14 protein-coding genes are annotated in these 19,522 nt (G+C 47.1%); 11 read left to right on the forward strand and 3 right to left on the reverse strand.

The window, feature by feature from the left end:
* Nucleotides 1–27: 27 nt before the first annotated feature.
* The 8 genes from SH678x_RS12125 to SH678x_RS12160 all read left to right on the forward strand — a co-directional run bounded on the left by SH678x_RS12125 (nt 28) and on the right by SH678x_RS12160 (nt 11,340).
* Entirely contained in the window at nt 28–1,089 is a 1,062-nt protein-coding gene (locus SH678x_RS12125; RefSeq protein ID WP_496918710.1) for a DUF1559 family PulG-like putative transporter, read from the forward strand.
* Between the two features lie 89 nt (nt 1,090–1,178).
* Nucleotides 1,179–3,425: a right-handed parallel beta-helix repeat-containing protein gene (locus SH678x_RS12130; RefSeq protein ID WP_496918711.1), complete on the forward strand. Its 2,247-nt coding sequence runs from the start codon at nt 1,179–1,181 to the stop codon at nt 3,423–3,425.
* Between the two features lie 42 nt (nt 3,426–3,467).
* Nucleotides 3,468–3,923: a carboxypeptidase-like regulatory domain-containing protein gene (locus SH678x_RS12135; RefSeq protein ID WP_496918712.1), complete on the forward strand. Its 456-nt coding sequence runs from the start codon at nt 3,468–3,470 to the stop codon at nt 3,921–3,923.
* Nucleotides 3,924–4,150: 227 nt separating this feature from the next.
* Entirely contained in the window at nt 4,151–4,906 is a 756-nt protein-coding gene (locus SH678x_RS12140; protein WP_496918713.1) for a GntR family transcriptional regulator, read from the forward strand.
* A gap of 99 nt (nt 4,907–5,005) precedes the next feature.
* A complete protein-coding gene (locus SH678x_RS12145; protein WP_496918714.1) occupies nt 5,006–6,130 on the forward strand; it encodes a sialidase family protein in 1,125 nt (374 codons plus the stop codon).
* Nucleotides 6,131–6,201: 71 nt separating this feature from the next.
* Entirely contained in the window at nt 6,202–8,529 is a 2,328-nt protein-coding gene (locus SH678x_RS12150; RefSeq protein WP_496918715.1) for a DUF4838 domain-containing protein, read from the forward strand.
* A gap of 13 nt (nt 8,530–8,542) precedes the next feature.
* Nucleotides 8,543–9,781, forward strand: a complete 1,239-nt coding sequence (locus SH678x_RS12155; RefSeq protein ID WP_496918716.1) for a sialidase family protein — start codon at nt 8,543–8,545, stop codon at nt 9,779–9,781.
* Between the two features lie 275 nt (nt 9,782–10,056).
* Entirely contained in the window at nt 10,057–11,340 is a 1,284-nt protein-coding gene (locus SH678x_RS12160) for a Gfo/Idh/MocA family protein (RefSeq protein ID WP_496918717.1), read from the forward strand.
* 86 nt (nt 11,341–11,426) lie between these two features.
* On the opposite strand, the gene SH678x_RS12165 is transcribed toward SH678x_RS12160, so the two are convergent.
* From SH678x_RS12165 to SH678x_RS12175, 3 genes are all read right to left on the reverse strand, one after another.
* Nucleotides 11,427–12,221, reverse strand: a complete 795-nt coding sequence (locus SH678x_RS12165) for an HpcH/HpaI aldolase family protein (protein ID WP_496918718.1) — start codon at nt 12,219–12,221, stop codon at nt 11,427–11,429.
* A 536-nt stretch (nt 12,222–12,757) separates the two neighbouring features.
* Nucleotides 12,758–14,956 (reverse strand): sodium:solute symporter family protein, encoded by a 2,199-nt coding sequence (locus SH678x_RS12170; protein WP_496918719.1) that lies wholly within the window; start codon nt 14,954–14,956, stop codon nt 12,758–12,760.
* Nucleotides 14,957–14,988: 32 nt separating this feature from the next.
* A complete protein-coding gene (locus tag SH678x_RS12175) occupies nt 14,989–16,353 on the reverse strand; it encodes a Gfo/Idh/MocA family oxidoreductase (protein ID WP_496918720.1) in 1,365 nt (454 codons plus the stop codon).
* Nucleotides 16,354–16,503: 150 nt separating this feature from the next.
* On the opposite strand from SH678x_RS12175, the gene SH678x_RS12180 reads away from it, so the two are divergent.
* From SH678x_RS12180 to SH678x_RS12190, 3 genes are read left to right on the forward strand one after another with little or no spacing between them, the layout of a single operon-like run.
* On the forward strand, nt 16,504–17,283 hold the full coding sequence (locus tag SH678x_RS12180) for a DeoR/GlpR family DNA-binding transcription regulator (protein ID WP_496918721.1): 780 nt from the start codon (nt 16,504–16,506) through the stop codon (nt 17,281–17,283).
* A gap of 59 nt (nt 17,284–17,342) precedes the next feature.
* Nucleotides 17,343–18,152: a class I fructose-bisphosphate aldolase gene (locus SH678x_RS12185; protein WP_496918722.1), complete on the forward strand. Its 810-nt coding sequence runs from the start codon at nt 17,343–17,345 to the stop codon at nt 18,150–18,152.
* Complete coding sequence (locus tag SH678x_RS12190; protein ID WP_496918723.1) at nt 18,124–19,518, forward strand: aspartate aminotransferase family protein; 1,395 nt, start codon at nt 18,124–18,126, stop codon at nt 19,516–19,518. Before SH678x_RS12185 ends, SH678x_RS12190 begins: the two co-directional genes overlap by 29 nt.
* The last annotated feature ends 4 nt before the right edge of the window (nt 19,519–19,522 follow it).

Raw genomic sequence — 19,522 nt, forward strand, 5'->3', positions numbered from 1 at the left:
CGCACACCACACTTAGGCGCCATTCAAATGAACTATGCTGATCGCCGCCGATTCCAAACCTGCATCCCTCTGGACAACGCAACGGGTTTCACACTCGTTGAATTGCTGGTAGTGATTGCAATTATTGGCGTTCTTGTCGGGCTTTTGCTTCCTGCCGTACAGTCAGCTCGTGAGTCGGCTCGGCGAATGAGCTGTATCAACAATCTCAAACAGCAGGGTGTCGCCTTGCACAACTATCACAGTGCTAACAAAGAGTTCCCCTATGGCGGTAGCTATGATACCGGAAGGCTGCCTGGTAGTACTGGAGATGGTGCACTGAACTGGCGAGTTTCCTTGGCGCAATACCTGGAACAAGGCTCCATCTATGAGGATATGATCGGCAGGATCTCTCCACTTGAGTTCACCAATGCAGCAGGTGCTACGGAACCCTGGAGAGCGTCTTACGCAAATGCCTTGGGACATACGACGATAGTCAGTGCATTTCAATGTCCCAGTGATCCTATCTCCAATCAAATATTACCTTTTGGCAGAGTAGGCTGGTCTCTTATTCCGTCAGTGCTTCGTGCGACAAGTACTTCTAATTACTTCGGAAGTGCTGGTCCTGCAAGCGTTGGAACAGGAGGCGGAGGGCCAGACGGAGGTTGCGGACTTTGTGGAAATAATTTGAGTTGCCATTGCATTGGAACGAACTCATGGATGGGAAGTCAGCCCGACAGTTGCGTAGGCGTATTCTGTATGCGGCGGCCAGGAATTTCAGCGGCGGACATCACTGACGGCACTTCGAACACACTCGCTATTGGAGAGCAAATTCTCGATGTCAAAAGCAACGGAAGTGAGCTAGCGTTCGGTCTATTTAAATCATGGATGGAACCATATTCATTGGGAACGACCATCTGGGGTATCAATGCTGATCGAGATGTCGCAATCTTTGCTTACTATCAACAAGGATATTCAAGTTATCATCCAGGGGGAGCAACATTCCTACTCGCAGACGGCTCGGTTCATTTTATAAGTGAGGCAATTGATCTCTGGGCGTTTGGGCGTCTTGGATATCGCAATGATGGTGAAGTTGCTGCGGTCGAAAATTGACGAGGAACTGAGATTTATTTAGTTTTTTATTCTTGTCGATTGAATTTACAAGCTGAATCGCAGCTTAAAAAATAAATACTGGTGATCTCATGACTCCTTATTCCGAATCGAGACACAAACACTTTAATCTTTCTTTGAAGATTGATTTTCAAAAGCACATTTCGTTAAATCATTTTTTAGCTAGGCTATGCATGCATTATCAATTTGCTGCTAGTGCTTTCCTGCTATTCTTGTTTGTCGCTGAACCCCTAGAACTTGCAGCACAAGCACCTCCTGGATATATCGATGCTTCGACATTTGGATATAATCCATCCGATGCCACAGCGGCTTTACAGGCTGCCATTAATTCTGGTTCTAATGTGTACGTGCCCAATATGGGCACTGATTGGATTGTCCGACCGATCCAGCTGACCAATTCTAATCAGGAGATTCTTTTTGGCACCGGCGTTAATGTCGTGGCCAAGCCCGGCGAGTTCATGGGTACGGGCGATAGCTTGTTTAGTGCCTCTGCGGTAAGCAACGTCAAGATGACCGGCTATGGAGCCACGCTTCGCATGTTAAAAGATGACTATCTCCAGGCGCCCTACCCCGACGGCGAATGGCGGATGGGAATTGCGTTACGAAGCGTGAGCGGGTTCGAAATAACAGGTTTAAGAATTGAGGACACGGGAGGCGATGGAGTTTACATCGGGGCTAATTCCGCGACGCAGTTTTCCTCTGATGTACTAATCAAAGATGTAGTCCTTCGCAATAATCTTCGACAAGGCATCAGCGTTATTAGTGCCAAAAATCTTTTAATAGATAATGCGGTAATTCTCAACACGAATGGCAAATACCCAGCCTCGGGTATAGATTTCGAACCAAATTTTGCAACACAAACGATTGAAAATTCCACCATTCGAAATAGTATTATTCAATCTAACGAAAATTGGGGAATACTTTTTGCCACAGGAAACACTACTATACCTCTCTCCGTTGCTATCGAAAATGTTACTATTTATGGCAACGGTCGCGACGGCATTAAATTTACTGAGATCGAACCTGGCGTAACAATCAAAAATACACTTGTCGTTGGTAGCGAACAATATGGCTTGCGGGGCGCCCCTACTACTGGCCAGCTTCTTCAAGACGAGGCTTTAGGAGTAGCTCCTCCCCGCAACTCGATTGATTACAGCGTGCTCTCAAACAACAATTTTGGTAGCAGAACGGGATGGACTGAGTTGGGACCAGGAACGCAAACTGGTATCACGCCAATCTTTCACTCGCTTGATCCCGACGATCCGCATTTTATGTACTTGACCCCGAGCAACAATGCCTCGATTCGTACAGGTGCTCAAAACGGTGGACACATCGGTGCTAGGCCGGTGTTTGATCCCAGCACTCCTCCATACGATCCAACTCCCACGGCTCAAATTCAACCTGATCAGCGGAGTTGGCTGGCGCCGACGATTTCGACAACGGAAGTTGAAGCAGTCACCCTCACTTGGGGTAGCACCGAATTGATTGTTAATGGTGGCTTTGAAAATAGTCCATGGGGTGGTAGTTCCAACACCAGTACCACTATTTCTCACAGTGGGTCTCGGAGTCTCATCTCAGCTGGCGGCGCTGGACCGACGGTAGCTCAGGACACGGTCGTGAGCGAAGAAGGAGCGATTTACAACGCGAGTGTTTGGGCTGGAGAAGATGGCGATAATATTTCGCGAATTATCTGGTCTGTCGGAGGTGAAGTACACACGGTGACCAACGTGGGTGATAGCGTCAATGAGCCCTTTGAAATCCGTGGTTTTGAGGAATACACCACATCGTTTACGATCCCTGTTGGTTTTTCCGAACTTCCAACCGATTCCCAAAAAATTAGAACGAACCTCGACCGTCAAGGAGGTGGCGACCAAGTCTACTGGGATGATGTCTCGATCCGACCTGACAGCCTGTTTGTCTATCGAAGCACCAGTCCGTTTACCAATACAAGTGCCGCGACACTTATCGCTACCTTGGATGGCGAAACTGCGACAGGGTTTACAGATACAGGCCTCAGCGGCGGCGGTGTTTTTTATTATGCCGTTTCGGCAACCAACCTAGCCTGGGAAGTCACTTCCCTCGAAGGAATTGCGCTAGATTCATCGGGCCTCGCTGGCGACTTTGATCTCGATGGTGACGTCGATGGCCGTGACTTTCTCTTGTGGCAACGTAATCCAACCATTGGCAATCTGGCCGACTGGCAAACCAACTACGGAGTAACGCCAATCTCAGCTGTTAATGCAATACCTGAGCCCTCATCTGTAATCCTGCTTGCTATGGCTGCTATTGCGGTCGCCGCTAAAACCGCAAGGAAATAAAATGCCCGTCATGAAATCGCTCATTAGAAACGTAATTCAAAAATGAAACCGGCCTGCAATTCTATTAATCAGTACCTGACACATGCTTTGCTTGGCCTTGTCGTATTGTCCGAAGGTTGTAGTGACCAATCGTTCAACACTACATTGGTCTCAGGACGCGTGACCTACAACGGTGAAGCCTTGGTTGGCGGTGGCATCTCTTTTTTCCCAGTCGACAGGGGGAATGGCCGGCCTGCTAGAACTAAGATAAATGAAGATGGAACTTTTGAAGTAAAAACCTTAACCGATACGCCAGGACTTGTTCCAGGGACATATAGGGTTTCTGTCGCATTAATGAAAGCTCCTCTTTTTGGCGCAACGCCGGAACAGCTAGCTGCTGCGAAGGCCAATCCGATGGAACTGCCAAAGCATTTCTCTAATCCAGAAACCTCAGGACTTGAATTCACGGTGAACTCTAACAAAAAGCGACAGATATACAACATAGATTTAGTTGATTAGCACCAGTTCTAAAGTCTATGCCCATATTTTGTTCCCGAGGGTGCTAAAAAGTAGATCCTTTTTGGCAGAGGCGTGAATTTTGTCAGAACCAATGGTCGAAAGATTACTGTGCGGTGGGCTTCAAATTAGCACTCAATTGTGTATAATTGGTGCTGTAAACACATGTCAACAGCGTGGCGGCCTTCGGTTGCATTGAAAAGTGCAACGTGGAGGATGGAGGAATACTTTTGAAGACATTAATTGCCGGGGATGTTTATTCGTTGCTTCGTAGACGCGTGGCAAGCGGAAAGCTCACTAGTGGTACTCGAATTTCAGAACTCGCTTTGTCCAAGGAACTTGGAGTAAGTCGTGGACCAGTGCGCGAGGCCGTTATGAGGCTTACTGGCGAAGGCTTATTGGAACACGTAAATAGCGCGGGGACATTTGTAAAAGAGATGACTCGTAAAGACATTCAGGAAATCTATCAACTTAGAATTTGGATTGAAGGCGAAGCAGCTGCAGAGGCAGCCGGACAAATCACAGAGCGAGAGATAGCGGAGCTGCAAAAGTGTTGTGAAGAGCTTCAGGTATTCGATACTTCGCCGGTAACCTCGGAGAGTATTAGTCGTATCGTAGTCGCGGACTTCTCGTTTCACGCAGCCCTCATGAAGGCAAGTAGAAACCTGCGTGCTGTAAAGTTGCTCGCCGACCAACATCTGCTAAGCAGCCTGATTGGTAGGGCAGAAGGATCTTGGGAGGCAACTTCACTGAAGCTCGTATGCGAAGAACACTTTGCAATCTCGCTGGCGGTACAAAACAAGGACACGGCGTTAGCTCGACAACTCATGCGAAATCATTTGTCTGCTGGTTTAGACAACGCTCTTGATATATGCGATCGTAAGGTCGCTGCATCGACTGCGCTTGAAAATTTTGGCGTCGAGCCTGAAGTACTTACAAAGACACTCCGCAACCTGGAAGATCAACAGTTACGCGACCAAAAATAATGCTGGATTCCAGGATGTCAGATAACAACGCTTGACTTTAATGATCAAGCCGCAGAGTTTCCGCTCGAGTTTGTCGGAATAGTTCAAGGAAAGAAATTGATGTTGGAAAGTTGTCTACCAGAAGCACATTCTGCATCTCAAAGTGGACTGGTTTATCGTTGTTCCCATAATGAAAACATGGCTGTCGCAACAGGCCCCAGATCCGTCCTTCTAAACAACGGCGACTTGCTCTGTACATTCATGGTGCAAAGCGAACTAGGCGTTAATGACTTTAAGCCTATGATCTGCAGGTCTACGGATGAAGGTCGTACATGGAATGATCATGAACTGATTTGGCCGGAACTAGGAAGCGAGTGGTCGATTTTTGGGTCGATTAGTCGCGACAATCAAGGAGTCGTCTTTTTCTATGGCTCTCGCACCCCTATCGATAAGCCCGGCGAATTGTTTTGGCAATCTTCGAACAATGGAATCAAGCAAAACGAACTAATTTGGTCACGAAGCTTCGACGATGGAATAACTTGGGCAATACCACAACTGATCCCTCTCCCTATTCCAGGCAGTGCTGAGGCTCCTGGACCCATGTGTATCACCCGATCTGGACGCTGGGTCTGCTGTTATGCACCTTATAATACTTTTGACCAGAATCTAAGCGTCGATCGTAATCAAGTAATAGTGCTGACTAGTGATGACCAAGGAAATACATGGTCGCACACAAGCATGATGCGTTTTAATCACGTTAATAGTGGTGGTGCAGAGGCCTGGGTAATCCAGTTGAGCGACGGTCGGTTACTCGGCACCTGTTGGCACATCAATCATGATCCAGATGGTGAAGACCTGCCCAATGCCTATTCTATTTCCCACGATGAAGGCTCGACTTGGACGGAGACGCATTCAACCTCTATTTTCGGGCAGGCCACTGCGTTGGTGTCGCTTCCCGAGGGCAAAGCGATTTTCGTTTATAACGACCGAAAATTACGGCCAGCTGGAGTTAGAATTGCTGAGATTCAGCCAACGGAAAAATCCATAGCTGCCTCCGCTAAGAAGCTTGCTTGGTCTGCACCCCAACCTTCCCAAAATGGATTTGGCACTGACTTCGAGTCTTGGACGGACTTCTCATTCGGCGAACCCTCGGCGACTTTGTTAAACGATGGCACACTTCTCGTGTGCTTCTGGTGTATACATGCCGAAGGCCGCGATATTCAATACGTTCGCCTTGCCTGGTAGTCATCTATTGAACGGAGTTCTAGTCGACCTTAGAAGCTTGCTTATTTATCTGAATTATTAGGGGAGCCCGAATGGCCATTCATAAGGAAGCTGCCTGGAAATGGTCGTTAAGAGCCGTGGTGAGTATCACCACTTGTTTTGCACTTCAGTTTGCTTCAGCGGACGAATATTTTCCCATCGTCTCAAAGCAACAAGCACTTGTGGACATTGTAATTCCTGCCAATTCTCCAAGTGAAGTACAAATGGCTGCTGAGAGATTTCAGTGGTATGTTCAAGCCATCTCTCAAGCCTACATCCCGATTGTCAACGAGGGCCAGTCACCTCAAAGTTCGGAATCTGCATGCCACATCTTTATCGGCAACACTCGTCAATCGGCGAAGTATTTAGATGAATTGAAACAGCGCAAAGCGGACCCAGAATCGTCACTTGTCGTTACAGATGGCGCGGGTAATGTGCATATTGTGGGCGTTGACCCGATAGGGACGCTTCACGCGGTCTATTTTCTGCTAGAGGATTTCGGCTGTCGTTGGTACTTTCCGGCCGATTGGGGCACGGTCATCCCTAATAGCGAATCTCTAGCCATCAAAGCTCAACACAAGTTTCGCAGTCCAGATTTCAAATTGCGAAGTGGTTTGTTTCATACAACAACGCGAATCGATGAAGATCCGACGTGGGCCGCTTGGGAATGGGGGCGAGGCAATCATTTAGGAGGGTGGAGTTCGTGGGGTTCCGGCCATAGCTATCGTCATTTAATACCGCCAGAATATTTCGCAAAACACCCTGACTGGTTTGCGCTCGTAGACGGCAAACGGATTCCGGATCAGTTGTGCTTGACACATCCTGAAGGCCGTGCATTCGCACTGGATGTTGTGAAAAAGGCGATGGGGAGTAATCCTCCAAATTTGGTGTGCATTAGCCCCAACGACACGAAAGCAAATAAATTCTGCCAATGTGACAACTGCGCAGTATTTGTGCGTCAACTACCAGATGGAACTGGAAAGGACTTCTCTGAAGGAGAAGACCGAATTATCGCCTATGCGAATTACTTTGCGGATGCTTTGAGAGACGATTTCCCTAATACTCTGTTCACTTATTATGCAGACTATCATTCCTATGTTTTCCCAAACCTTCAGAAACCAGCATCAAATAGCGCTCCGTCTATTGTCCATTGGCGTGGTGACCAATTTCATGGACAAAGTGATAATACAATTGTTGGAAAAACACTCTCCAACTGGGGACAATTTCATTGTCCGATAATTATGCATACCTATTGGGGAAGCCATACTTCTTGGGGTTTCTGGCCCGTTGTACACACCCTCGAAAACGACATTCGCTATTACCATAGCAAAGGTGTGGTGGGCGTCTACTCTGAGACGCATGAGAACTGGGGAACTGAGCATCTCAATTTCATAGTGTTTCCCCGACTGTTGTGGAACAAAGATATAGATGTTGATGAATTGGTAGACGAATTTTGCCACAAGTTTTATGGACCGGCTGCGAACCCGATGAGACGCTATTACGCTCTCATGGAAGAAGCCGCCGAAAAAGGGCCTCAGCAACTAAGATATCGTCAATGGCTGATACCTGTATTCACTCCTGAAGTTCTCACAAAAATGCGTCAATGTTTTATTGAAGCACACTCATTAATTGAGGGACATGCGGAAGTATATCGCCAGCGATTAGATTTTGTGTATGCAGGATTTCAGATAGCAGATAATTATTATTCCGCGGAACACCTCATGCGAGCAAATTCAAAGCAAAAGAACTCTGCGAGTCGCGACGAGATACTCCAATTACTGCGACGAAGCATCGCTGTTCTAGACGACCCCCGCTTCCATGACCTACAGACTCCGGGTAGGTCGCATTTGCTTGAATCTAGCTTACCAGAAGTAGATCTGCCGGCCCAGTTACGCACCTTGCTATCACAGCATGAACAAGGCACCGGTTTCAGTGTTGAAGATTCTGTCTACTTTGAGGATTACTATCTCGGAGGACGAACCTTTATCGATGCAAAGCACAAAGAAGGCTTTAAGGATGGCCTATACGGCTTAGTATTGGATGCGGATTCGAAGGGCACATTGATCTATCAATTTGATACCAAGAACGCAGGTTTTGAGAACGTCCATGGCTACGTGGTCGTAAGCAATTCTATTTTAGAGGTGCCTATCTCTGTTGAAATTAGCACCAAGATCGATGGCCCATGGGTTTCTGTATTAGAAAGCGCAGCAACAAAGTCTTCACAAGAAGATCCATCTGACCAACGAAAATTTGATTTTGATCTAACTGCTAAACTAGTAAGCCATAGTAGATTCTTCTTGCGCATTCAACTCGACAACCAGACAGAGACAGATAGACATGTATTGCATCAATTACATCTTGATGCAAATGTTCGTGAATAGAGGAATACTTTTCATGAGTAGAATCAAGGCCATTTCTTATTGCGTTGTGACATTGTTCTTCACGCTGTTTGCGTTGGACATATCAGCAGCTCGCGAAACCGATCGTAAGGTGCGTCCAATTGAATTCGAGACTCGAGTTGAAACTGTTCTCGAACATGATGATGGCAAGTTTTTATGGTTTCTCCCACGCGTCGCGGCAATTCCGAAACAAGGCCGGGGCGATCCTGCCGTGATCATGACAATGCAAAAGCATTTGAAGGTTAGCGATCACTACTCCGACATCAGCTTCATGCGAACGGACGATCTCGGTGCGAGTTGGACTGGGCCCGAAGCCAGGCTTGAGTTTGCATTGAAAGAAGATGAGACAGGTGTGACCAACTGTGTATTGGATGTCACACCAGGCTGGCACGCGTCAACTGGCAAACTTTTGGCAATGGGTTCACAGGAAAGATACAACCAAGATGGCACAAGACCGAACGATCGAGAAAGACAGAACCAGCCCGCTTATGCTATCTACGACTCAAACACCCGTCATTGGACTGGCTGGAAGGAACTCACCTTGCCGGCGGATCCTATCTTTGATCGCGCCCACAGTGGGGCTGCTCAATGGTTAGTCGAGCCTGATGGAACGATTCTGTGGCCTATGTATCCTGGCGATGGAAAATTCTCCGTAATTGTAGTGCGATGTTCATTTGATGGCCGAGAGCTTAAGTATATCGAGCACGGGAATTTGCTCAAACTAGATGTTGAGCGAGGACTTCACGAGCCTTCACTAGTGAGATTTCAGAACAAGTATTATCAAACGATTCGCAATGATTTAAAAGCCTATGTGACAACCAGTGAAGATGGTTTGCATTATAAGGAAATTGTGCCCTGGGTTTTCGACGATGGACAGGAATTAGGTTGTGAGAATACGCAACAACATTGGGTTGCACACAGTGGCGGCCTATTTCTAGTTTATACACGAAAGGCTGATAATAATCAGCATATTTACCGACATCGCGCGCCATTATTCATCTCTCAAGTCGACCCTGTCAGGTTAAGAGTCATACGCGATACTGAAAAAGTTCTTATACCCGAACGAGGTGCCACATTAGGCAATTTTGGCGCTGCGCCGATTAATAAAAACGAGTCTTGGGTTACTGTCGCTGAAGGTATCTGGAATGACGATGCAAGGGACCGTGGCGCCAAGGGCGCAGTATTTGTTGCGAAAATAATTTGGTCTGAACCTAATCAATTAGTAGAAGAGTGAGTGCTTCTGAGACGTCTATATCACCCGGCACGATTCCGTTTTCTGGATAGAGCTAGCAGACACACGGGGATATTGTGCAAATGATCACAACTGAGTCCTGTTAATCAGTAGAGAGTGTGCTACATAATGGAGCCGTCTGCGCGATTATCCCCGTATCGCAATAGTTGTTGTTTCTAAATATGAGTTTCTCTTTTTTTATTCCAGATTCGTTCCGCCTATCCTGATGCTCACTCACCAACTTGTGTTATAGAGTGAGCTATCAAAAGAGAAGTCACATGTCAAAAACTTATCATCAGCAACCGCCCCTGGCTCGCCGTCGTTTCTTGTGGATGGCCTCTTCTGCAGTGGCGGGTCTTACATGGACTGCTTCTAGCTATGGGCGTATTATCGGTTCCAATGACAGAATTAGAGTAGGTTTCATCGGCGCTGGGGGTATGGCTACCAATCACATGAAGGCCTATCTCAATCTAAAAGTTAAGAACAACCTTCAAGCTGTAGCCGTGGCAGATTGCTGGGAGAAAAGAGCGGGAGTTGGCGCGGAACTCACCGGGTCATTTGTATTACGGGATTACCGTCAGATGCTTGATCGTCCTGATATCGATTATGTTACCATTGCCACTCCCGAACATCAGCATGCTCAGATGACTCTTGACGCACTTGATTCGGGCAAGGCAGTTTATTGTGAAAAGCCCTTGACCCATACGATATCTGAGACGATAGCAGTTTTGGACAAGCAGAAAGAAACTCAGCTACCAATTCAGGTCGGAATTCAGGGAATGTCTGATGATAGTTATGTTTCCGCAGGTCAAGCAATTAGGGATGGCGTCATTGGAAAGGTCGTTCATGCCCAGACTGAATATGTTAGACGTTATGGAGCACAGGGGTTGTTTGTCGATCCAAGTGTGACAGACGCCATGCCAAAGCCTGAAGACCTGGACTGGAAATCTTGGTTGGGTACCGCTCCACCGGTAAAATGGAATCCCCATCATTACTTTGAATGGCGATGTTACTCAGCATACTCAGGTGGGATCGCTACAGACTTATTAGTGCATCGCCTAGCACGTATCATGAAAGCATGTGATTTGTTATACCCAAGGCGAGTTGTTGGTATGGGAGGTATTTGGCATTGGAGGGATCATCGAGACTTACCTGACAACTTCGAAATGATTTGCGAGTATCCTCGCGGCATGACTGTCTATGTCCTGGGCACTCAAAGTAATCGCGTTGCAAATGAACACTTAATACGCGGATATCGAGGTACTCTCTATTTCACGCCTGAGGGGTGGACCGCCAAGGACAAGGATGACAAAGAGTTAGCTATGTACAAAAAATCAGGTGCTGAAGACGTCAGTTTACATCATACAAACCTTCATAACCATCTTCGTAATGGAGAGGAGCTTAATTGCCCTGCTGAGTTTGCTGCTGCTGCTGGTGCCGCGGCTATCATGGCAAATGAATCATGGCGTTTAGGCCAGATGATAAGCTGGGATGATAGGACGCGAAATACGGTTCCATCTCATTCAGTCGCGCATAATCCATACGCTGAAAAAGCTGAATAACCTCAGACTCATATCCTACAAATGCAGGAATGCTAAAGCCTGTTCACTCGTCCATGAATTGGTCCACTGAGTCCTATGTAGCACAACTATTCACTCCTAGTTACACAGCTTGCCTCAAGCTCGAGAAATCTCTGCTTCAGGGCAAGCAATCCCTGACGAAGCAATACTACATCTGCACCGTGAAAGAAGAGGCGACCACCCATTTTGTATAAGCTACGATAATGCTCGTCGCTAAACACAGGCATTCCCCAATGCTTTCCAGCTGCTCTCGCAGCCTCACTGATTCGTATGGTGGCTTCCTTCACCATAGAGTGACTAAATTCCCCAGGAATGCCTGCAAGCACAGTAAAGTCAGCCGGTCCAAGCATCAGTGCATCTACGCCATCTACCGCAGCAATTTCATGGGACTGATCTATAGAATTTTGATCCTCCAACTGGATAATAATAAAAGTTTCTTTGTTCGCATGTTGTAAATACTCTTTAATGCTGTAGGCCCCGTAAGATGAGTCCGGACCGGACCCATCAAAACCCCTAGACCCCATTGGCGCAAATTTAGCCCAGCGAACTACTTCAGCGGCCTCCTCCGCATCGCAACAGCGAGGGTACATGATGCCTTGCGCTCCTGCTTCAAGTAGCCGCCCCAACCGCATAAATTCCCCCTTTGCCGGACGAGCAATAATATCTGAGTTTCCTACCCGAGATGCACGAATCAAATGAGAAGCTGATTCTAGCGAACGCCTGTGGTGCTCAAGGTCCATCCACAAACCGTCGAAGCCCATTCTGCTTGCCATCTCGTAAATACTAGGCTCATTTAGATGGAGCTGAGTAATGAAGACAGGCTGGTTGATGGCTAATTTGGCCTTAATCGTACTTGATCTCATTTTGCGATTTTCCCATAAACTGATGTTGTTAGTCGCATAGTCTTGCAGAAGTCCACGATATTGAGACAGTAATGAACAGCATTTCCTTTTGTACAACCGTGCGTATAAGGATGCGAAATGTTAATGGATTTTGTAGACGAGCGATTGGTGAAGTCGCTGGCGATTATAGGAGACTTCGAAGTAATTGAATACGCTCAGTATCGCGAATTCAATATCTGCGTTTGAGTGACCAGAAGAAGCGATCTGCCAAGCATTATCATTAGCAGCTACAAGAGCGCATCTTGCAGTAATCCAGGCCGAGCGTTCTCAATGTCCCCTTATAATCAAATATGGTAAACTGTCAGTAACGATTCTGTGGATGAGCAACTCGCGATTTGTCAGGCAGGAGGTCCCGATCGCCTGAAGTGGCACTCTAATCACCAGCGGTATTGCCAACGAGTCTAGCAACTGCCTGCACACGAACTTGCAGCTGAAGAGGCCAATGTTGAATTCCATTTTCTTGTGATCGGCTGGGGTCAGTAGCCTCATGAACTGGATCAGGATCCAAGAATTGAAATCCAATAAATTAAGCCGAGGATAGCAAAGCAGATTGCAACGCACGCTACAAATCCCCAAATGTCCTCTTTGCCTGGCTTTTGAAATTCAAACGAACTACCCGGGAACAGTTTGGTCTTTTCAATTTTGTCTAGGGTAGCATATGAATGCTCAAGAGCTTGCTCGTCTTCCTGTGGTGTAGATTGAACAGGCGTTTTCATTTTGGCGTAGTAACGATCAAGAGCCGTCTTACTGTTTGTGCGAGTTACCAAACTCACACCAATCATTACTAGGAATGGAAGGAATAGACGAAGAGGTATTCTTAGAGTTGCAAGCAGGGCGTCATCGGTTTTTCGCAACTTCATACCGAAGAGGTGGAACAAGTAGTAATCAATTTGAAAAGAGCCTTGACCTACGAAAGATCCCTCATCTCGAGTTACAACGATTGACTTACTCTCTTTTGGTACGGCGAAGTTTTTGACTACACGAGTAAGGGTTTCGCCTTTTGGAAGGATGCCTTCATTCCAAAAAACAGGCTTACCTCCTGTTGTAAATTGATCAATAAATTCATCGCCAAGGTTCAGACTTGTAGGTTTGATGCCTTTTCCATCATTGCTAATCGCCCAGAGTCTTATGGCAGCCTCTCGCTTAGCAACATCAGCTGCAGAGGCCCTACGAACATAAGTTGTTGATACCTTATCAGTCGCGAAAGCAAATTCAGGGTTGGTTCTGAGCGAGGGCCAAAGACCCGGCAACAAAGTGGGTAGGATGAAAAAGAATGACAACGAAAAAGACACAGTTACCCATGCAGCCATGGTAGTGGCACGCCGCCAATACATTCCTAACCAGAAAGGTGCTGCGAATAGTATCGCAATCTCCAAGGCCAACTTGTATTGTGCGAACACATCAAACCAGATCAGCGATACTACCGAAGCTCCCAGAATGACGAGAAAGCTTGAAAGACGTCCGAGAGCTACATACTTCTTTTCAGTAGCCGAGGAGTCGATAAATGCTGCATATACATTTCTTACCAGCAACGCAGATGTTACGAGCATATAGCATGAAGCGGACGACATCAAAGCGGCCAACAAACAAGCGAACATCAACCCTACCAATCCCAAGGAAATACCGGCGATAGAAATGCCACCAAGAATTTCACGAGAAGCAATTCCCCACGCACGATCTGGATCATCGTTGATTTGCAAATTGTCTGCAAACAATGCGACAACGATGAGCCCTGAAATTGCCCACCCTATGGAACAAAATCGCTTCAAGAAATTACCCGTCACTAGGCCAATTCTGGCTGAGTTCTCGGATTTGGCGGAACCACCACCGACAGTGATAAAGTGCGGTTGCACGACGATTCCCAGCAATGCCAAAAGGGAAAAGAAGATGACAAAATGAAGTGGGAATTCACCTGAACGCGGACCGCCAAACAGCTGAAAGTAGCTCTCTCCTAGTCGGTGATGCAAGATAGACAGCCCATCGCTCAGCCCAAGTTGATCCACCTCCTGATTGGTTTGAGACGCATACTGGCTTCCGAATCTCTCTACAAGTTTTGATAATCCAGTTGGAATCAACAGGATTGACAGCAAGATAATGCACAGGCCCTGCACTAAGTCCGTCCAATAGGCTGCGGCAAGACCGCCCACAACGCCATAAGCGACTACTACACCAGCAATCAGTGGAACCAAGACGTATTTTAGATCGCTTGGATCATCTGACCCAATCCAGCTCACTAAGGACAGAACGGTCTCGTCGCCAATTAATGGCTCGGCAACCTTTGAAATTGCTGAAAACATGGTTGAAAGATAGAAAATATAAAAAACAAAACCATATACTGTGTAAGCAGCCCCTAGGGCCGGGCTTTCGTACCGTTCCACAAACCAGTCGCCCAATGTCAAGTGACGCATTCGTCTATACCAAGTACCGAATATCCAATAGAATGGGGTGACATACAACCAAACAAAAGTACTCCAGATACCACTTAAACCACTCGTCCAAGTAGTTCGCCCTACATTGATCGGATCTTGTGCGCCTGTACCGGCTCCAAAAGCGGCAAACGTTTGAAGCAGCTTCCCGAATCCACGCCCACCAAGAAAGAAATCTTCTTGGTTTTTAGTTTTAAACGCACAGGCTATTCCGATGGCCACCATAACTACGAAGTAGCCGATCAAAACTATTATGTCGGCCGTGTTCATGAAAGTACTCGCTGTATAGACAAACGACGTGATCAGGTTACTTTGAACAGCTCTTCAATGCGCACGGGATTATTGGATTCAATCGATAGATAGCCGGCTATCCCAATAAGTGACGAGTAGACTCCCGCCAAAACACCGGCCCGGTGTCCTAGGGGGTCTTTGCTTGTTTGGTCAAAAATTTGTTCCTTAAGGGCAGCATCAGCCCCCCCGTGCTCACCTTCCACTATCGCCAGAGGGATCTGCTCGGAGTGGTGGGGGCTATGAGTAATCAAGCGAAGTTCTGCTTTGCTCTCAGGTTTCCACGGTTGTTGATTGTAGGACCGCATTTCGATTCTGCCTTTGCTGCCATTAATTGCGACAATCTGACCCTCAACAGGTGATGTGGCATTAAGCGAGTAATTCAGCAAAACTCCATTCTTATAACGACACTGAAGACTCATCGTATCGTAGATATCAACGTCAGGCCGATAAACACATGCATCTCGCAGATAGCCATCGACATCCTCATTTTCTACGTACAACTTCATATCTCTGGGTGAAGTTGCAATATCCCAGTAAAATTGGCATTTATCATGATGGTCACATTTTCGGCAGTGAGTACTGCTAAAGGGGCCTTCGCGACCGTATTCATTGAGGTTTCCAAATGCAGTAACAACTTCTGGCTGTGAATTAACCCACCAATTGACCTGATCAAATTGGTGGCTTGATTTATGACAAAGAAGTGTTCCTGAATTCTTCTTTAGAGCATGCCAGCGTCGGAAATAGTCCGCGCCGTGCCTCAGATCTAGAAGCTCTGCGTAATCCACTGAGTAAAGTTCGCCAATAACGCCAGACAGGAGCAACTCTTTAATTTTGGTTGCTTCTACGAAGTAGCGCGCATTGAACGCTACAGTGACATTCCGACCTGTTAGTTTCTGGGAATCGTATAGCATTTGGCAATGCTTTGCCGTCGTCGCTACAGGCTTTTCGCAAATAACATCGCACCCGTGTTCCATGGCCGCTATCGCAAGAGGTACGTGCGTCGCATCAATAGAGGTCACCAGGATGGTATTAGGAGAAGTTTCATGAAGCAGCCTTTTGAAATCTGTGTAAATGGGAGGCTTGGAAGCAAACTGAGATTGCGCGTAGGAAGCTCTCTTGCCATTGAGATCACACAACCCCACGAACTCAACCTGTGAGCTGTATTCCTTCTCAACAGGTGGTCCCCACATACTAAGTAACCTGTTACCAGTACCTACGACCCCTATCCGAATTCGGCGAGAATCGCCTGTAGCCCCTTTTGCGACATCTTCAATCGAAGCAAACGCCGAAGTCACTCCACCGATAACTAAGGCATCTTGAAGAAATTCTCTTCGCGAGCAATTCAATTCAGTGCTTTTCAAAGGATTATCTAACATTGCTATAAAATACTACCATTTGGTCCGTACAATCTGGCATTGCACGGATCAATACTAGTGCTGCCAAGAGGGAAACAATATCTTCCCGAGAAGCTTGACATAATGTAACAATATATCATAATCACACGCAATAGACCATTACGGTGAACCATGCCGAGAAGTTCTGCAGAAGGAAACAAGCGTCGCCACGTTCTGGCAGAAATACTGAGAGCCCACGAAAACGTTTCTACGGCTGAATTAGCAGTTCGCTTCGCAGTGAGCGAAATGACTATCCGTCGTGACCTGAAAAAGTTGCAGGAAGAAGGGATCGCCCTGCCGTTTTACGGGGGAGCGCTGGCCGCTCAAAGGATCACGTTTGAGTTTGAGTTTGACGAAACTCGTCGCATGAACATGGCCCTGAAAAAGAGCATCGCTCTTGCTGCGGCCTCGGAAGTGAAGGAAGGCCAGACAATTTTTATGGATACTGGCACGACAACTCTTGAGCTGGCGAAAGTGCTCGCACAATCCTCTCTTCAGATGACCGTGATCACTGCCAGTCTCGTTATCGCGAGTGAACTTTGGGCGAGAGGAAATATTCGACTTCAGTTGCTCGGTGGACAAGTGAGAGGGGGAAATCCTGATTTAGCCGGCCCGCTGACAGAAATCATGCTGGAAAGATTATCTGCTGATGTGGCATTCCTGGGAAGCGACGGAATCCACCCTACGCGAGGGAGTTTTGCAAGCGACATGGAAACAGCACGTATTGCTGAACGAATGGCTGCGTGCTCTAACGAGGTTGTTGTCATTTGCGACAGTTCCAAAATAGGGCGTGCAGGAGCAGTTCGTTATTTGAAAATCGACGAGATTGATCAGTTGATCACCGACAATAATGCAGATCGATCAGTCGTGAGTCAACTCGCAAATAGAAAAGTCAAAGTCAGAAGAGTTTGATTCAGCGAAGCTTTTGTTTTTGATATATGTAATCTTAAGATAAGGATAATCAATCTTAAATGGACGGACGTGAAATTAGACTGCAACGACTCGTGGGCGGAGGTCGTTCCGTAGTAATTGCTATTGACCACGGCCTTTTTGACGGTCCAATTCCTGGCCTTCAGGAGTTGACGACGATTGACAGGAAGATTAATCCAATAGTCGACGCAGTTTTGGTCGCACCCGGCATGCTGCGTCGATGCAGTAGTCTGTTCGCTCATCCGAAACGTCCTCTGGCAATCGTACGACTGAATTGGAATACCGTATACTGCTTTAAGTTTGGCTATCGCGACGCTAAGAGCGTGTCTATTGCAATCCCGGAAGACGCGCTTCGCGAAGGGATGGATATTGCGCTAGTCTCGTTGACTCTAAAAACAGGCTCCGAAGAGCGCGACGCAGCAAACGTAGAAGTTTTCTCAAAATTATCTAATGCATGCCATAGCCTTGGTATCCCTGTGATTGGGGAGTATTTTCCAACCGGGCACGCAGAGATGACTCCGGAACAATTGCATCTCGATGTCTTAACAGGAAGCCGAATTGTAGCAGAGCTGGGAGCCGACGCGATAAAGACTTTTAATACCTGTCGCTTTAAAGAAGTGATTGCATGTTCTCCAGTTCCTGTTTTCGGGTTGGGTGCTGAAAAATTACCTACACAGAAAGATGCATTGGACTTGGCCGATATTGAGGTACGGTCAGGTGCTAGAGGGGTAGTGTTTGGTCGCAATGCGATTCAAGTTCCTAATCCACTTGCCTTTCAGGCTGCCCTATGTGAAGTAGTTAAAGATTCTATAAAGGTCCAAGATGTCGTCAGCAAATATGATCTCGTCTAGTGCTTATTTGTCCGAATGGGCATCAGTTGATCTGCAGCGCACCCCCTCCGTACCCTTTGTCCCTCCGGGGCCTAAGTCACAAGAACTACACGCAAGATGTACCAAGTACTTCAAGGGGCTTAGTTCTCAGGTCAAGTTATTCCCTGTTGCATTTGAATCAGGCAAAGGTTGTGAACTGACCGATGTCGATGGCAATAAGTACTTGGATTTTTCTTCGGGCATTTATGTAACAACACTCGGTCACTGTCACCCTAAGATCACCGAAGCCATTGGACGCGCGCTATCTACATTGATGAATTGCCATGATTTCACAACGGAAATCAAGACTCGATTAGTTGAAAAGCTAGCCGACGTGTTGCCAGGAGATCTCAATGGATTTCAATTCTACGACTCTGGCACAACAGCCGTAGAAGCAGGGCAAAGACTCCTTCGTGCGGCCACTGGTAAGCACGAAATGATTTCCTGTTTCTATGATTATCATGGAAAAACCTATGGCGGAGTTTCGTTAGGACACATTCGCTCTCCTGTCTATGGTCCTGTTCGGGCGCCCGGCATGCATATGGTCCCTAGGCCGGATGTATATCGCCCATTGTGGACAACAGAAGATGGCTCGATAGATACAGATAAATATATCGAATTCTACGATGAATACATTGACAAGGCAACTGTAAACGCGGTTGCTGGTTTTGTTCTAGAACCGATTCAAGGCTGGGGTGGTACGATCATTCCACCAGATGATTTCTTTCCAAAACTTCGAAAGTTCTGTGACGAACGACGGATTTTATTGATGGCGGACGAAGTGCTCACCAGTTGGGGGCGTACCGGAAAATGGTTATGCATGGAGAATTGGGGTGTTCTACCCGACATTGTTTCTATTGGCAAAGGGTTTGGAAACGGATTTCCAGTGACTTGCGTGGCGGTTCGTGAGCCATACAAAGAGTCATTTGAGGCGATCTCTGCATCCAGCAGCTACGGCGGCAATCCGATGGCCTGTGCGGCGGCATTGGCAAGCACGGAAGTCATAGAAGAAGAGAACTTGCTCGCTCGGGCGACTTATCTAGGTGAACTTGCATTGTCAAGGATGGAGAAAATGAAACACGAACACCCAATTGTGGGTGACGTGAGAGCTAAGGGCTGCTTGATGGGCATCGAATTGGTAATAGATAAAGACTCTAAAGAGCCCTTCCATGAAGCTGGCGCGATCGTCTACCAAAAAGCCTTCCGGAAGGGTCTGGCCTGGATTCCTGCGGGCCACATTCTACGCATGAGTCCACCGATTGTAATGGATGATGCAGCATTACTTAAAGGTCTGGACATCATCGATGAAGCCATTGGTGAGACTGAACGAGAACTGGGATTCAATTAGGAGT

The organism is Bythopirellula superficialaquae, assembly GCF_059632245.1.

Coding starts and splice junctions, on each gene's coding strand:
- SH678x_RS12160 (WP_496918717.1), top strand. CDS start 10,057: ATGTCAAAAACTTATCATCAGCAACCGCCCCTGGCTCGCCGTCGTTTC.
- SH678x_RS12155 (WP_496918716.1), top strand. CDS start 8,543: ATGAGTAGAATCAAGGCCATTTCTTATTGCGTTGTGACATTGTTCTTC.
- SH678x_RS12165 (WP_496918718.1), bottom strand. CDS start 12,221: ATGAGATCAAGTACGATTAAGGCCAAATTAGCCATCAACCAGCCTGTC.
- SH678x_RS12190 (WP_496918723.1), top strand. CDS start 18,124: ATGTCGTCAGCAAATATGATCTCGTCTAGTGCTTATTTGTCCGAATGG.
- SH678x_RS12145 (WP_496918714.1), top strand. CDS start 5,006: ATGTTGGAAAGTTGTCTACCAGAAGCACATTCTGCATCTCAAAGTGGA.
- SH678x_RS12125 (WP_496918710.1), top strand. CDS start 28: ATGAACTATGCTGATCGCCGCCGATTCCAAACCTGCATCCCTCTGGAC.
- SH678x_RS12180 (WP_496918721.1), top strand. CDS start 16,504: ATGCCGAGAAGTTCTGCAGAAGGAAACAAGCGTCGCCACGTTCTGGCA.
- SH678x_RS12170 (WP_496918719.1), bottom strand. CDS start 14,956: ATGAACACGGCCGACATAATAGTTTTGATCGGCTACTTCGTAGTTATG.
- SH678x_RS12150 (WP_496918715.1), top strand. CDS start 6,202: ATGGCCATTCATAAGGAAGCTGCCTGGAAATGGTCGTTAAGAGCCGTG.
- SH678x_RS12130 (WP_496918711.1), top strand. CDS start 1,179: ATGACTCCTTATTCCGAATCGAGACACAAACACTTTAATCTTTCTTTG.
- SH678x_RS12135 (WP_496918712.1), top strand. CDS start 3,468: ATGAAACCGGCCTGCAATTCTATTAATCAGTACCTGACACATGCTTTG.
- SH678x_RS12175 (WP_496918720.1), bottom strand. CDS start 16,353: ATGTTAGATAATCCTTTGAAAAGCACTGAATTGAATTGCTCGCGAAGA.
- SH678x_RS12185 (WP_496918722.1), top strand. CDS start 17,343: ATGGACGGACGTGAAATTAGACTGCAACGACTCGTGGGCGGAGGTCGT.